11 protein-coding genes and 4 pseudogenes are annotated in these 14,703 nt (G+C 70.2%); 6 read left to right on the forward strand and 9 right to left on the reverse strand.

What is annotated here, in order from left to right; all coding sequences use genetic code 11:
* The first annotated feature begins 83 nt into the window (after positions 1–83).
* The 5 genes and pseudogenes from ACFWR9_RS34815 (at position 84) to ACFWR9_RS34835 (ending at position 4,593) form a co-directional block, all read left to right on the forward strand.
* Positions 84–1,013, forward strand: a complete 930-nt coding sequence (locus ACFWR9_RS34815; protein WP_383849429.1) for an FG-GAP repeat domain-containing protein — start codon at positions 84–86, stop codon at positions 1,011–1,013.
* 571 nt (positions 1,014–1,584) lie between these two features.
* A pseudogene (locus ACFWR9_RS34820) lies at positions 1,585–1,905 on the forward strand (helix-turn-helix domain-containing protein); the annotation flags it as partial.
* 541 nt (positions 1,906–2,446) lie between these two features.
* Positions 2,447–2,952 (forward strand): annotated as a pseudogene (locus tag ACFWR9_RS34825) (integrase core domain-containing protein); the annotation flags it as partial.
* 869 nt (positions 2,953–3,821) lie between these two features.
* A pseudogene (locus ACFWR9_RS34830) lies at positions 3,822–4,210 on the forward strand (helix-turn-helix domain-containing protein); the annotation flags it as partial.
* Positions 4,211–4,350: 140 nt separating this feature from the next.
* Complete coding sequence (locus ACFWR9_RS34835) at positions 4,351–4,593, forward strand: integrase core domain-containing protein (protein ID WP_383849432.1); 243 nt, start codon at positions 4,351–4,353, stop codon at positions 4,591–4,593.
* Positions 4,594–4,712: 119 nt separating this feature from the next.
* Here the strand turns inward: ACFWR9_RS34835 and ACFWR9_RS34840 are convergent, their stop codons facing one another.
* From ACFWR9_RS34840 to ACFWR9_RS34850, 3 genes are read right to left on the reverse strand one after another with little or no spacing between them, the layout of a single operon-like run.
* Complete coding sequence (locus ACFWR9_RS34840; RefSeq protein WP_383849434.1) at positions 4,713–5,384, reverse strand: 4'-phosphopantetheinyl transferase; 672 nt, start codon at positions 5,382–5,384, stop codon at positions 4,713–4,715.
* Positions 5,381–6,229 carry a metallophosphoesterase family protein gene (locus ACFWR9_RS34845; RefSeq protein ID WP_383849437.1) on the reverse strand — a complete coding sequence of 283 codons (849 nt, stop codon included), beginning with the start codon at positions 6,227–6,229 and terminating at the stop codon, positions 5,381–5,383. Before ACFWR9_RS34845 ends, ACFWR9_RS34840 begins: the two co-directional genes overlap by 4 nt.
* Entirely contained in the window at positions 6,226–7,125 is a 900-nt protein-coding gene (locus ACFWR9_RS34850; RefSeq protein WP_383849440.1) for a shikimate dehydrogenase family protein, read from the reverse strand. Before ACFWR9_RS34850 ends, ACFWR9_RS34845 begins: the two co-directional genes overlap by 4 nt.
* A gap of 163 nt (positions 7,126–7,288) precedes the next feature.
* On the opposite strand from ACFWR9_RS34850, the gene ACFWR9_RS34855 reads away from it, so the two are divergent.
* Positions 7,289–7,927: an FMN-dependent NADH-azoreductase gene (locus ACFWR9_RS34855; protein ID WP_383849443.1), complete on the forward strand. Its 639-nt coding sequence runs from the start codon at positions 7,289–7,291 to the stop codon at positions 7,925–7,927.
* 72 nt (positions 7,928–7,999) lie between these two features.
* Here ACFWR9_RS34855 and ACFWR9_RS34860 read toward each other — a convergent pair whose 3' ends face one another.
* The 6 genes and pseudogenes from ACFWR9_RS34860 to ACFWR9_RS34885 all read right to left on the reverse strand — a co-directional run bounded on the left by ACFWR9_RS34860 (position 8,000) and on the right by ACFWR9_RS34885 (position 14,687).
* Entirely contained in the window at positions 8,000–8,806 is an 807-nt protein-coding gene (locus tag ACFWR9_RS34860; RefSeq protein WP_383849445.1) for a putative protein N(5)-glutamine methyltransferase, read from the reverse strand.
* 72 nt (positions 8,807–8,878) lie between these two features.
* Positions 8,879–9,082 carry an acetyl-CoA carboxylase biotin carboxyl carrier protein subunit gene (locus tag ACFWR9_RS34865; RefSeq protein ID WP_383849446.1) on the reverse strand — a complete coding sequence of 68 codons (204 nt, stop codon included), beginning with the start codon at positions 9,080–9,082 and terminating at the stop codon, positions 8,879–8,881.
* Positions 9,025–11,055: an acetyl/propionyl/methylcrotonyl-CoA carboxylase subunit alpha gene (locus ACFWR9_RS34870; protein ID WP_383849448.1), complete on the reverse strand. Its 2,031-nt coding sequence runs from the start codon at positions 11,053–11,055 to the stop codon at positions 9,025–9,027. The genes ACFWR9_RS34865 and ACFWR9_RS34870 overlap by 58 nt, the downstream gene beginning before the upstream one ends.
* 8 nt (positions 11,056–11,063) lie before the next feature.
* Positions 11,064–12,677: a carboxyl transferase domain-containing protein gene (locus ACFWR9_RS34875; protein WP_383849451.1), complete on the reverse strand. Its 1,614-nt coding sequence runs from the start codon at positions 12,675–12,677 to the stop codon at positions 11,064–11,066.
* Positions 12,674–13,846, reverse strand: a complete 1,173-nt coding sequence (locus ACFWR9_RS34880; RefSeq protein WP_383849453.1) for an acyl-CoA dehydrogenase family protein — start codon at positions 13,844–13,846, stop codon at positions 12,674–12,676. The genes ACFWR9_RS34875 and ACFWR9_RS34880 overlap by 4 nt, the downstream gene beginning before the upstream one ends.
* Positions 13,847–13,977: 131 nt before the next feature.
* Positions 13,978–14,687: pseudogene (locus tag ACFWR9_RS34885) on the reverse strand (SDR family oxidoreductase).
* Positions 14,688–14,703: the final 16 nt, after the last annotated feature.

Raw genomic sequence — 14,703 nt, forward strand, 5'->3', positions numbered from 1 at the left:
GGAGTATCCCGGATCTTGCTGGGCCTCGACCGGCCCGCGATCCGTTCCGGATGCCTCATGGCATCGTCAACTGGAGGACACACGTGGCCAAAAGCTCTGGCCTGAACACGCGTCGCGCCCTGGCGCGTGCCACGGCTGCGGCACTCACCGCCGCCCTGGTGGCGACCGGTACGAGTGCCGCCGTCGCCGCCGACGGACCGGCGGCCGCATCCCGGCCGCACGCCGACCTGAAGCCCTCGGGCGGCTCGAAGTACGGCGCCGGCGCCCTGCCCGGCGACGCCCAGATCAACCCGGTGTTCGGCGTGGACGGCAACGGTGACCTGTGGAGCTACTACCCCGACGCGGAGGGTGGGCTGGACTCCCGCCTGGACTCCGGGTACGGCTGGCAGTCCGCCCGCGCCATGACGCAGGTCGACCAGGACGCCGACGGCTACTCGGACGGCATATGGCACGTCACCACCGGAGGCCAGCTCTACTGGGCCCCCTGGGGGACCGAGGACCACACCTTCGTCGGCAACGGCTGGAAGATCTACAACCAGCTCTTCTCGGGCGCCAACCTGGGCGGTGCCGGCGCCGACGACCTGCTCGCCCGGGACGGTTCCGGCTACCTGTACCTGTACCTCGGCTACGGCAACGGCAAGCTGACCCAGCGCTACAAGGTCGGCGGCGGGTGGAACGCCTACACCCACATCACCGGCAAGGGCGACCTCTCCGGTGACGGCAAGGCCGACATCGTCGCCAAGGACAAGTCGGGTGTCCTGTGGCTGTACAAGGGCACCGGCAACTACAAGGCGCCCTTCTCCTCCCGCAGCCGTATCGGTGGCGGTTGGAACACGTACAACAACATCGTCTCCGTCGGTGACATCGACATCGACGGCATCACGGACCTTGTCGCCCGTAACAAGAACGGGGCCCTGTACCTGTACAAGGGCACCGGCAACGGCTCCGCCCCGTTCAGCTCCGCCGTGAAGATCGGCAGCGGCGGCTGGAACACGTACCGCCTGATGTTCTAAGGCAAGCAAGGTTGAGGGCCGCACCCCCGGCGACGGGGATGCGGCCCTCAACCATTTCGCGCCGCCGCCTACTTGCGGATCAGGCTGCGCAGCACGTACTGAGACATGCTTCGATTGCCGTTCTTGACCCTATTCACCGCCGCCGTTTGGCCTCACTCTCGGCCAACCACACAAAACCCCTGGTCAGAGGCGTGCCGAGGGATGCAAATAGGCACTAACTCGCAGTGGTGAAGCACCTCGGTTCACATGCTTCGGTTGCGGTACTTGAGATCGCCACCTCCCCTGAAATCCGACGTTGTGATCGACCCGGGGTCCGAGCCGAGCTTCCGCGCTTGGCACCGGCTTCGTCGGTCATGGGTGGGCATGGCAGCGCTGCTGCGGGCAGGCGCCTGAGCGAAACCGACGCGTTCGGCTGACGAGTCGAGAGCGGCTCGTACTTGAGGAAGGAGGCTGTCGGTGTGAGGTCTCAGGAGATGCTTGACCGTTTGTGCTCTGGACATGGTTGACACGTTCGGCTGAACGTCCGCCATCCCCCAACTGCCGGTGCGGCAGGGGTGCTTCCGTCGGAGTCGTGGATATACAGCAGTTGGCCGAGTACCGCTACCGGGCTGTCCGCGAAGTGTTCGGCGGGTCTCCGATCGGTGAGGTCGCGGCCCGGTACGGCACCTCGCGCCAGACCCTGCACAGCTGGCGGCGGCGGTTCGAGCAGGAGGGCATGCCCGGTCTGCTGGATCGCTCCCGCCAGCCGCGGAACAGTCCCACGCGCCTGTCCGCCGAGGTTGAGGTCGAGATCTGCGAGCTGCGTCGCCGACATCCCCGGTGGGGTGCACGCCGGATCTCCCACGAGCTGTCCGGCCGCGGGCCGGAGCCGGCGCCGTCGCAGGCCATGGTCCACCGGGTGCTGTCCCGCAATGGCCTGGTCCGCGCCCAGGAACAGCAGCATCCGCGCACGTACCGCCGGCGGCAGCGTGAGGCGCCGATACCCCTGTGGCAGATGGACCTGGTCGGAAGGAGGCAACTGTCGGGCTCATCAGCTGCAGCAGGCGACACAGCCAAGAACAGCAGCGATGTACCACGGTCAGTTCGACACTCGGCACGCACGACCGTGAGCGTAGAGCACGCCGACAATCAGAGCGCCTCGCGAACACGATGGCCGCGCCACCCGGCCCCTCCGGTCGTACTCGAGGACCTCCGGAAGGCGGGAGCCGCCAAGGCCGAGGGTGCGCCTCCTCTGTCACAGGCGCGAGTCGACCGGATCGTCGCCATCCTGCGCCGGGCAGGCTCTCAGGCCAGTGCACGCCGTGGACGCGGAGCGCCACACCGGACGGCTGGGGGCCGTGGGAGCGGTACTCGGCACCGGCGGCACGGGGTGCGGTCACGCTCCTCTCGCGTTAGCGCTCACCCAGTGCCGCAGCGCGAGCCCGCCGGTCTGGATGTTCGCGGTGATCAGGCGCGCCGGCCGGCGCATCCGCATCCTGGGCGCGACGGCGCACCCGACCGCCTCCTGGGTGGCACAGGCCGCCAGGATCCTCGTCATGGATCTCGAGGATGCCGGCTGCCGGGCCCGGTTCATGATCCGCGACCGCGACGGGAAGTACCCCGCCCTGTCGACACCGTCCTTGAGGATGCGGGGATCGAGGTCGTACTCAGCGGGATCCGGATGCCTCGGATGAACGCGCTCATGGAACGCTGGATGCAAACCTGCCGACGCGAGCTGCTGGACCGCACCCTGGTCTGGAACCAGCGCCACCTGCTCCACGCCCTGCGCGAGTTCGAACAGCACTACAACTCCCACCGGCCCCACCAAGGCATCGCAGACGCCCGCCCGCTGCACCCCCTGCCACCGCCGATCACCGACCCGGACGCCATCGCCCACCTCGACATACGACGACGCGACCGCCTCGGCGGCACCCTCCACGAGTACCAGCATGCGGCCTGACCTGCACGGAAGAGATTCTCGGCAGGGACAGCGGATGCCGTCCGCGGCTGGGCTGATCCCGCCCCGCCGCCGGGGCAGTCAGGATCGTGTGGTGACGATGGGCCGCGCCATCGTCCTCGCCGCCCGCACCCGTGTCTCACACCGGTGCGGTGGGCGGGAAGTGCGTGGCACGGAACTCGGCGAGGGTCTGCTCCACGCCGGCGATGGTCAGCCGCCAGAAATCCCAGCCGTCGATCTTGTTGCTGCCGGTCGCGGCTCTGGCGGAGGTGGTCGGGGTGCGCCAGGGGCGGCCCAGGACGTTGATCTGGCCCTCGTGGTTCAGGACTGCCTGGTGCGCCTTCTTCTCGTGCCGGCCGGTGAGGGTGCTGCCGGCCCTTCAGGTCGTCCGGGTCCAGATGTTCCTGCAGGTCCTGCAGGTCGACTCGGGAACGTGCCGGGTCGATGGTGGGTGTGGTGCCGGGCGTCGTTGCGGCTGTGGTGGGCGCGGCGGCGGGCCGGTCGCAGGCGCGCTGCAGGGCCAGGGCCCTGGCGGCTGCCGAGCTGTATGGCGCCTTGGGTCCCACCTTCAGCGAGTAGGGGGTGTTGCTGCGCCGGGCGTAGCCGGCGCTGTCGAAGCCGAGCAGGTCGGGGTCGCTGTGGTGGGCTGGGTCCAGGAGCAGCGGCTGTTCGCGGTCCAGGTCGTCGACTGAAGTGCGGGCGCGGGTTCCGCCTACGAGCGGGAACTGGCTGCCCTTGGCGCGGCCTTCCCGGACACCGTTGTAGCGGGCTCCGCCGCTGTTGCAGTGTCTGCAGGCGATGCGGTAGGGCGAATTCAACCGGTCGTCGCAACACCTTGATCACGGAGGTCGTGGATGGGACAGGGGAAGCCGATGCCGCAGGCGCCGGCCGGGGCGCGAGGGCAGTGGGCCGCGGATCGGGCGATGCGGGCGCCGATGCGCTCGCCCGGCCGGCCGGAGCCGTCGCGCGCTGTGCAGCGGGAGTTCTGGCACCTGATCGCGTCGGGGGTCACAACGGTCCAGGCCGCCGAGGGGGTCGGCGTGTCGGCACCGGTCGGGATCCGATGGTTTCGACACACTGGCGGGATGACGCCGCTGAGCCTGGACGAGCCCACGGGCCGGTCTTGTCGTTTGCCGAGCGTGAGGAGATCGCGCTGCTCAAGGCCCAGGACAAGGGAGTACGCGAGATCGCTCGCACGATCGGCCGTGACCCCGGAACTGTCTCTCAGTGGAAGTCACAACCGGCCACGAAAGATCCTCGGGTGGAAGACGCCCGCTGAGGTCTTCGAGGAGCAACTACGCTCGCTTCAACAAGCCGGTGTTGCAACGACCGGTTGAACTCATCCAGTACACGAGTCGGGCATTCGCCGAAGCCTGCAGGTCAGCGGGGGTGCGGCAGAGCATGAGCGCGGTCGGCTCCAGCGCCGACAACGCCGCGGCCGAGTCGTTCAACGCGACCTTCAGAAGAGAGACGCTGAAGGGGCGAAAGGGCTGGCCAAACGAGCGCGAGGCCCGACTCGACGCCTTCTGCCGGCTGTCGCGCTACAACACCCGACGCCGGCATTCCCGTCCCGGACAGCGATCCCCGATCGCCTACGAGAACACCCTCCACGCAACATCAACTACCCTGGCCCGAGCCGCATAGACGTGTGCAAGATCCGGAGTCAACACCCCATCGCACAATGTCACGTTTCTCCTTCAGGGGTGCGGGAGTTGCTGTTCCTACGGGCCGTGAAGCCCTGTCACGGGCGGTACCGCGACCGCTCAAGCCGTCAGGCGGGTGGTGGGGACGGCGATGGCGGCCAGGGCGAGGCCGTCGCCGGCCAGCCAGCGGCCGTCCAGGCGATTCAGGCGGGCGCCGCCGGGCAGCGTGTGGGGGGCCAGGATCCGGGCGCTGAAGGTGCTTTCGTCAAGGTCGATGGTGATGTCGGCGTCCTCGAAGTCGAGGGCTCGGCCGGTGAAGGGGTACCACGCCTTGAAGACGGCCTCCTTCATGCAGAACAGCAGCCGGTCCCAGTGGACTCCCGGGTCCGCCGCCGCGAGGAGCCGCAGGTGACGTCGTTCCGTCGCCAGCGCGGTCGCGTCGAGGATCCCCTCGGGCAGGGGCGCGTGGGGTTCCGCGTCGATGCCGATCATCGCGAAGTCCGTGCTTCTGCCCAGGACCGCGGCCCGGTACCCGCTGCAGTGGGTGAGACTCCCGACGACGGTTTCCGGCCAGCGTGGCGCGCCGCCCACGCCGGGCAGTACGGGGACGGGGGCGAGTCCCAGGTCGGCGACGGCCCGGCGGGCGCACATCCGGACGGTGGTGAACTCCCGTCTCCTGGAGTCCACCGCGTTCCGGACGACCGCAGCCTCCTCCGGGAAGAGGGTGGCGTCGGCCGGGTCGTCGAAGGCCTCGGAGAGCGCGAGGCCGGCCGGGAGGATCCGCTCGATCACAGGGCGCTCCCCGGTACGAGGACGGGGCGCGGCACGATCCTGGGGTGACCCGGGCGCTTCCACTCCCGAGGGTAGCCGACCGACACCTCCTCGAAGCGCACGCCGTCGTGCCGGGTGGTCCGGGGGATGTGGAGGTGTCCGTAGACGGCCACGGCGGTGTTGAAGCGGCGGTGCCAGTCCGCCGTGCGCTCCGTCCCGCACCACTGGGCGAACTCCTGGTAGCGCAGGATCCTCGTGGGTTCGCGGAGCAGGGGCCAGTGGTTGACGAGCACGAGCGGGACGTCGGGGTCGCACGCGGCGAGGCGGCGCTCGGTGTACGCGAAGCGCGCCTCGCACCAGTCCTCACAGCCGGCGTACGGGTCGGGGTGCAGGAAGAACTCGTCGGTGCACACCACCCCCGCCTCGTAGGCCTGCGCGAGCGACTCCTCCTTGTTCGCGGCCGTGGGGGTACGGAAGGTGTAGTCGTACAGCGTGAACAGGGGCGCGACGCGGACCGGGCCGCCGTCCCCCTCCCACAGCGCGTACGGATCCTCGGGGGTGAGCACGCCCAGACCGCGGCAGACGTCGACCAGGTACTCGTACCGCTCGACGCCCCGCAACTGGACCGGGTCCGGCTCCGGGGTCCACAACTCGTGGTTGCCCGGCGTCCAGATCACCCGGGCGAACCTCTCGCTGAGCGTCCGCAGGGCCCAGGTGATCTGCTCGCTCAACTCCCCCACGTCACCGGCCACGATCAGCCAGTCCCCGTCCGACGACGGGCGGAGCCCTTCGACGATCCGTCGGTTCTCCGCGTGGGCGACGTGCAGGTCGCTGATGGCGAGGAGCTGCGGGCGGCGGGCGGTCACTGTCCTGCCTCCTCGGTGTGGACGGCCTGGAGGGCCTGGATCGTCTGGATGGTCTCGACGCCCTCGACCGTCTCGTCGGTCTCGTCGAGGCGGAAGAAGGTTCGGTAGAGGACGAGTTGATGGTCGAGCATGGGCGCTCCGTACAGGACCGGGTGTCCCAGAGCAGCGGCGGCCCGCAGCAGTGCCGTCTCCCTCGGCTTCATGATCACGTCGGCCACCACGCACCGCGGCGGGAGGTCCTGCGGGTCGAAGGGCAGCGGATCGTCGGGGCGCATGCCGAGCGGGGTCGCGTTGACCACGAGGTCCGCGTCCGTGAACACGGCTGTACGGTTTCCCTCCGCGCGGCCCGGCCAGTACGCGTCGAGCCGCGCGAGCAGCGCCTCCAGCCTGCCGGTGTCCGGGTCGCACAGGTTCACCCGCGCCGCGCCCGCCGACAGCAGAGCCGCCGCGATCGCGCTCCCGGCGCCGCCGGCGCCGACGACCGTGACGCGCATCCCCTCGGGGCGGTGTCCGGCTTCCGTCAGTCCGGTGACGAACCCGATGCCGTCGAAGTTCTCACCGGTCCAGCGACCGTCCGGTTCGCGCCGCAGCGCGTTGACGGCGCCGGAGGCCGCGGCGGCCGGGCTGACCTCGTCCGCGAGGCGCAGGGCGGCCGCCTTGTGCGGAATGGTCACGAGTATCCCGTCGAGATTGTCCGTGTTCCGCAGTCCCTGAAAGACCTCGGCGAAGGAATCCGGCCGCACGTGGACCGGAAACAGCACTGAATTGAGGCCAAGTTCCGCGAACAGCGGATTGAGGAGGGACGGAGCCCGCACCTGGGCGACGGGGTCACCGAGCACGGCATAGAGCCGGGTCGCCCCCGAAATCGACAGCGCATGAGAAGAGTTGCTCTCCATGGGTTACGTCCTTCCCGCTTTCCCGCCGGGTGCCCCCGCGGAGTCCTATCGAGTCAAAACCGTCAACATGGGGGATGCCCAGTCGCCTTCAAGGGGTGGCTGCCCTCCCTCGCCTGGGCGACGATGGAACTGTTTCCTCCCTGCCTCCGAATGAAATGCGAAGATGACTTACCTGCTGCACATCGACTCCTCCGCCGTCCCCCAGCGATCGGTCTCCCGGGACGTCGCGGCCACCTTCCTGTCCACGTGGCAGAAGAACAACCCCGAACTCGCCGTGGTCCACCGCGACCTCGCGACGGACCCTCTGCCGCATCTGACCCCCGACGCGGTCACCGGTCGCTTCACCGCGGCCGAGGACCGCACCGAGGCTCAGGCGGCCGCAGTAGCCCTCCAGGACACCCTCATCGAGGAGTTCCACGGGGCCGGCGCCTATCTGTTCACCGTCCCGATGTACAACAACTCGGTCCCGTCCGCCTTCAAGGCCTGGATCGACCAGGTCTTCGTCGTCGGCCGGGTCCTCTTCGGCTCCCCCGACCAGGTGCCCACGCGCGGCCGCCGCGCCGTGGTCGTCGCGAGCCGCGGCGGCGGTTACGGCCCCGGCAGCCCCCGCGAGGGCATGGACCACGTGACGCCCTACCTGAAGACCGTCCTCGGCAACTCCCTCGGCCTGAACGTCGACTTCGTCACCCCCGAGCTGACCATGGCTCCCCGCAACCCGGCCATGGCCGCGCTCGTGCCGCTGGCTGAGGCGTCGCTGGCCCGGGCGCACGAGGAAGCGGAGCAGTACGCTCGGCAGTTCTGAGCGCACTGAGCCCGTCGGGCCGACCGGTCGGGCGGCGGATCGCCGCCGCCTCCCGACCGGTGCGGGCACGCCTCAGGGGGCGGGAGCGTCGGAGCGGCTCGCGATGATCACGGTCGCGTCCAGCTCGTCGTCGGTGGCCACGCGCGCGTGCAGACCGGCGCCGGTGACGGCCGCCACGGCCTCGTCGGCCTGCCGCTCGCTCGTCTCGAACAGCAGGACGCCGCCCGGAGCCAGCCAGTCGGCCGCCTCGGCGACGACGCGCCGCATCACCTCGAGACCGTCCACGCCACCGTCGAGAGCCACCCTCGCCTCGTGGTCGCGGGCCTCCGCCGGAAGGAGTTCGATCTCCACGGTGGGTACGTACGGGACGTTGGACAGCAGGACGTCCACGCGCCCCTTCAGGCCGGAGGGCAGCGGCGCGAAGAGGTCGCCCTCGTAGATCTCGCCCCCGGCCGCGGTGACGTTGCGCCGGGCGCAGCGGACGGCGGCCGGGTCGACGTCCGCGGCGTGCAGCTCGACCTCCTCCAGGGCCGCGGCGAGCGCGACGCCGAGCGCGCCGGAGCCGCAGCACAGGTCGACGACGACCGCGCCCCGGGCCGGAGTGAGCTGCGCGGCCTCGTGCACGAGCGCCTCGGTGCGCCGCCGGGGTACGAAGACCTCGGCGTCCACTTCGATACGCAGGCCGCGGAATTCGGCGTAGCCGACGACGTGTTCGAGCGGGAGGCCCACGACCCGGCGCTCCACCATTTCTTCGAGCTCGGCGGCATTGCCGGCCGCAGACATAATCATCTGCGCCTCGTCCTCGGCGAACACGCATCCGGCGGTGCGGAGTCGCGTGACGATGGCGGATTCTGAGTGGTCGAGCGAGGGAATCGACATGAAGGCCTTTCGAACTACGGGTGGTGATGTGCGGTTACCAGAGCGGGGTGGGCGGTGCGAAATCCCTCTACATTATCCGACGACTTCGTCTCGCCTTGAGCCCGGACCAGTTGCGCTGACGGCGGCCAGGATCTGGTCCATGGCGACGGTGGTGCCGGGCGTGACGTCCAGCTCGGTGACGGTGCCGGCGTGCGGGGCGGAGATGACGTGTTCCATCTTCATCGCCTCGACGACGAGCAGGCTCTGCCCGGCCTCGACCTCGTCCCCGACGGCCACTTGACGACGGTGACGGTGCCGGGCATGGGCGCGGCGAGGGTGTCGGCGCCGCCGTGGCGGGCGCCGGAGAGGGCCGCCTCGACGGGGTCGTGGTCCAGGACGTGCCAGGAGTCGCCGTCGCGGCCGAGCCAGAGGCCTTCCGGGAAGGGGGTGACGGTGAAACGGTGGGTGACGCCGTCGAGGGAGAGGAAGACCTCCCCCACCCCACCCCTTCCCGAAACCCTGCCGGGGGCGGGTGGGTTGCCGCCAAAGGCAGCGAGCCACGGGCCGGCTGCGCCGAGCCAGCCCGATGCGCCCGGCGGCTTTGCGCCGCTGGGAATGCCGGCCGTACTGGCTGTGTCGAGCGGGTCGGCTGCTCCGTGAGTCTCGGGCTGTAGTTCTGTTTCGGCCAGCATGAGTTGGGCGTTTGACTCGTTGCCGCGGATACGTACACGTGCCGGGGCGTGGCCCGCGAGGCGGAAGTGGTGGGGGGTCCAGGCCTGTTGGCCGCCCAGGCGCCAGCCGGAACGCGCGTCGAAGGGGTCCGTCCAGTCCCCTGCGGGCCCCCGGCGGCGCCGTTGATCGGTGTTGCGGGGGAAATGACGTATCAACGCCGCCGCCGCGTATACCTCCGGCGGTACGCCTTCCGGGATCAGGTTCTGCGCGTCCCGTTCCACCAGGCCCGTGTCGAGGGCGCCGGCGACGACGTCGTCGTCGTCGTGAGCGAGGAGTCTGCGCAGGAAGCCCGCGTTCGTCGCCACGCCGAGGGTGACGGTGTCCGCCAGGGCGGCGCGGAGCTTGCGGAGGGCCGTGGGGCGGTCCTTCGCGTGGACGATGACCTTCGACAGCATCGGGTCGTAGAGGGAGGAGACCTCCGTGCCCGCCGAGAGGCCCGAGTCGCTGCGGACGCCGTTGCCCTGCGGTTCGTTCAGGGCCAGGACCGTGCCACCCGACGGGAGGAAACCCCGGGAAGGGTCCTCCGCGCAGATGCGGGCCTCGATCGCCCAGCCGTCCAGGCGGACCTCGTCCTGCGAGAAGTCGAGCTCCTCGCCCGCCGCTACCCGCAGCTGCCATTCCACCAGGTCGATGCCGGTGATCAGTTCGGTCACCGGGTGTTCGACCTGCAGGCGGGTGTTCATCTCCATGAAGTAGTACGAGGCCGGGTCACCGCCCGGGACGATGAACTGCACGGTCCCCGCCCCCACATACCCGCACGACCGCGCCGCCTCCACCGCCGCCGCGCCCATCCCCGCCCGGCTCTCCGGGGTCAACAGCACACTCGGCGCCTCCTCGATGATCTTCTGGTGCCGGCGCTGGAGCGAGCACTCGCGCTCGCCCAGGTGCACCACGTTGCCGTGGCCGTCCGCCAGGACCTGGATCTCGATGTGCCGCGGGCGGTCGATCCACCGCTCCACAAGGAGCGTGTCGTCACCGAACGAGGAGCGGGCCTCGCGCCTTGCCGACGCGATCTCCTCCTCCAGCTTCGACAGGTCGCGGACCAGGCGCATGCCCTTTCCGCCGCCACCCGCGCTCGGCTTCAGCAGGACGGGTGCGCCCAACTTCCACGCAGCAGCCGCCAGTTCCGGGTCCGCCGCGCCCGGGACCACCGGGACGCCCGCCGCCTTCACTGTCTCCTTCGCCCGGATCTTGTCGCCCATCAGGGAGATCGCGGAGGCGGGAGGCCCGATGAACACCAGGCCCGCGTCCGCGCAGGCCTGTGCGAAGGCGGCGTTCTCGGCGAGGAAGCCGTAGCCCGGGTGGATGGCCCGCGCGCCCGTCCGCCGCGCCGCGTCGAGCAGCGCCGGGACCGACAGGTACGACTCGCCGGCCGGTGGCGGGCCGATCCGTACCGCCGTGTCCGCCTCCCGTACATGACGCGCATCCGCGTCCGCGTCGCTGTACACCGCCACCGACCGCACACCCAGCGCCCGCAGCGTACGGATCACCCGGACCGCGATCTCACCGCGAATGGCGACAAGCACCGTGTCGAACATGGACTTCCTCACATCCGGAAGACGCCGAACTGGGGGTCCCCCAGCGGCGCGTTGGCACAGGCGGTCAGAGCAAGACCCAACACCTGCCGGGTCTCCAGCGGGTCGATGACCCCGTCATCCCACAACCGCGCCGTCGCGTAATAGGCGCTGCCCTGGGACTCGTACTGCTCACGGATCGGGGCCTTGAACGCCTCCTCCTCGTCCGCGCTCCACCTCTCACCCGACTGATCCCGCTTCACCGTCGCGAGGACCGACGCGGCCTGCTCGCCGCCCATCACCGAGATCTTCGCGTTCGGCCACATCCACAGGAACCGCGGGGAGTACGCCCGCCCGCACATCGAGTAGTTCCCCGCACCGTACGAACCACCCACCACGACCGTCAGCTTCGGCACCCGGGTCGTGGCCACCGCCGTCACCATCTTCGCGCCGTGCTTGGCGATTCCGCCGTGCTCATATGCCTTGCCCACCATGAAACCCGTGATGTTCTGCAGGAACACCAGCGGAATCCCGCGCTGGTCGCACAGCTCGATGAAGTGCGCGCCCTTCTGCGCGGACTCGGCGAACAGGATGCCGTTGTTCGCGACGATCCCCACCGGGTGGCCGTGGATCCTCGCGAAACCGGTCACCAGCGTCTGGCCGTACTCCGACTTGAACTCCTGGAAGCGCGAGCCGTCCACCACCCGGGCGATGACCTCCCGCACGTCATACGGGGTGCGGGAGTCCACCGGCACCGCCCCGTACAACCCGTACGGGTCGACCTTCGGCTCCTCCACCCGCTCCACCGACCACGGCAGCGGACCCCGGTCCGGCAGCGTCGCCACGATGTTCCGGACCATACGGAGCGCGTGCGCGTCGTCCTCCGCCAGGTGGTCGGTGACACCCGAGATCCTGGAGTGGACCTCACCACCGCCCAGCTCCTCCGCCGTCACCACCTCACCCGTCGCCGCCTTCACCAGCGGCGGACCGCCCAGGAAGATCGTCCCCTGGTTCCGTACGATCACCGCCTCGTCGCTCATCGCCGGGACATACGCCCCACCGGCCGTGCACGAGCCCAGGACCGCCGCGATCTGCGGGATACCCGCACCCGACATCCGCGCCTGGTTGTAGAAGATCCGGCCGAAATGCTCCCGGTCCGGGAACACCTCGTCCTGCATCGGCAAAAACGCGCCACCCGAGTCCACCAGATACAGACAGGGGAGACGATTCTCCAGCGCCACCTCCTGGGCGCGCAGGTGCTTCTTCACCGTCATCGGGTAATACGTGCCGCCCTTGACCGTCGCGTCGTTCGCGACGATCACACACTCACGCCCGCTGACCCGGCCGATACCCGCGATCACACCCGCCGCCGGCGCCTGATCCCCGTACATCCCGTTCGCCGCCAACGGCGCCAGCTCCAGGAACGGCGAACCCGCATCCAACAGAGCGTCCACCCGGTCCCTCGGCAGCAGCTTTCCCCGCGCGACATGCCGCGCCCGCGACCTCTCACCCCCGCCAAGCGCCACCGCCGCCAGCTTCGCGCGCAGCGTCGCGGACAGCTCGTGATGCGCCGCCTCGTTCGCCCGCCAGGCCGGTGAGGCGGGATCCGCCGCACTCGACAGCACAGGTGCCCGGCCGGCTGTCATCGCGCCTCGTCCCGGCCCGTCATCCCGAGTTCCCGCGCGATCAGCATCCGCTGGACCTCCGACGTTCCCTCGCCGATCTCCAGGATCTTGCAGTCGCGCCAGAACCGGCCCACCGCCGACTCGTTCATGAAGCCGTATCCGCCGTGGATCTGCGTCGCCTCGCGCGCGTTGTCGACCGCGGCCTCCGAGGAGTAGAGCTTGGCGATCGCCGCTTCCTTCTTGAACGGCTCGCCGTGGAGCAGCCGGGAGGCCGCGTCCCGCCAGGCGAGGCGCGACATGTGGGTGCGCGTCTCCATGTCCGCGATCTTGAACTGGATGACCTGGTTGGTCCCGATCGGGCGGCCGAAGGCCTGCCGGGTCCGCGCGTACGCGAGTGACTCGTCCACGCAGCCCTGGGCGAGACCCGTGCCGAGGGCGGCGATCGCGATGCGGCCCTCGTCGAGGATGCGGAGGAACTGGGCGTAGCCGCGGCCCTCCTCGCCGACGAGGTTGGCGAGCGGGACCCGTACGTCGTCGAAGTGCAGCTCGTGGGTGTCCGAGGCGTTCCAGCCGACCTTTGAGTACGGGGCGGCGACCGTGAAGCCGGGGGTGCCGGAGGGGACGATGATCGAGGAGATCAGGGGGCGGCCGTCTGGCTTGCGGCCGGTGACCGCCGTGACCGTCACCAGGCCCGTGATGTCCGTACCGGAGTTGGTGATGAAGCACTTCGAGCCGTTGATGACCCACTCGTCGCCGTCGCGCACGGCCGTCGTCCGCGTGCCGCCCGCGTCCGAGCCGGCCTCCGGCTCGGTCAGGCCGAAGGCGCCAAGGAGCTCGCCGGAGCACATCCTCGGCAGCCACTCCCGCTTCTGCTCCTCCGTGCCGAAGCGGTGGATCGGCCTCGCGCCGAGCGAGACCGCCGCCTCCAGGGTGATGGCCACCGAGGAGTCGACGCGGGCCAGTTCCTCCAGGGCGATGCACAGCGCGAAGTAGTCGCCGCCCATGCCGCCGTACTCCTCCGGGAACGGCAGCCCGAACAGGCCCATACGGCCCATCTCGGCGACGATCTCGATCGGGAACCGCCGCTCCTCGTAGTACGCGCCGATCTTCGGGGCGACCACGTCCTGGGCGAACGCGGCGACGGTTCGGCGAAGGTCCTCGTACTCGGAAGAGAGCCGGTGATCAAGCATGGGAATCCTCCTGGGGCCCGGGCAGGACAGCCGGGCGCGGGGGTGACGGGGTGGTGAGGCAGCGAGGTCGAGAGGTGACGGTGCCGGCGTACGCGGGGCGTACACCGGCACCGGGGGTGGGACGGGCGGGGTTACTGGGGGCCGCCGTCCACCTGGATCGTCTGGCCCGTGACGTAGGCGGCGTCCTCGCTCGCGAGGAACGACACCACCGCGGCGATGTCCTCGGGCGAGCCAACCCTGCGCAGCGGCGATCTGGCGGCCGCCGCCCGGCGGAACTCCTCCGGGTCGGCGCCCGTACGGCGTGCGGTCTGGTCCGTCATGGCCGTGGCCACGAAGCCGGGAGCGATGGCGTTGACGTTGATCCCGTACGGGCCGAGCTCGATCGCCAGGGTGCGGGTGAGGCCCTGCACGCCCGCCTTGGCGGCCGCGTAGTTGGCCTGGCCGCGGTTGCCTTCGGCGGCGACCGAGCTCAGGTTGACGATCTTCCCCGATCCCTGTCGTGCCATGTGCCGCTGCGCGGCGCGCGAGCACAGGAAGGCGCCCCTCAGATGGACGTCGACGACGGTGTCCCAGTCGTCGTCGCTCATCATGAAGAGCATGTTGTCGCGGAGGACGCCCGCGTTGTTGACGAGGACGTCGAGGCGGCCGTACTCCGTGACCGTACGGTCGATCGCGGCGTCGACCTGGCCGGAGTCGGTGACGTCGCAGCCGACGGCCAGGGCACGCCCGCCCGCCGCCCGGATCTCGGTGACGGTGCCGGCCGCGGGGGGGGGGGTTGGGGGTCGGGTGGCAAGAGAGCGCACCGAGGCGCGGCCAGCCGGACCCGCGGCGCCGCGCTCAGTGAGCGCTGGACTCTC

The sequence above is a fragment of the Streptomyces sp. NPDC058534 genome (assembly GCF_042717365.1).
Lineage (GTDB): Bacteria > Actinomycetota > Actinomycetes > Streptomycetales > Streptomycetaceae > Streptomyces.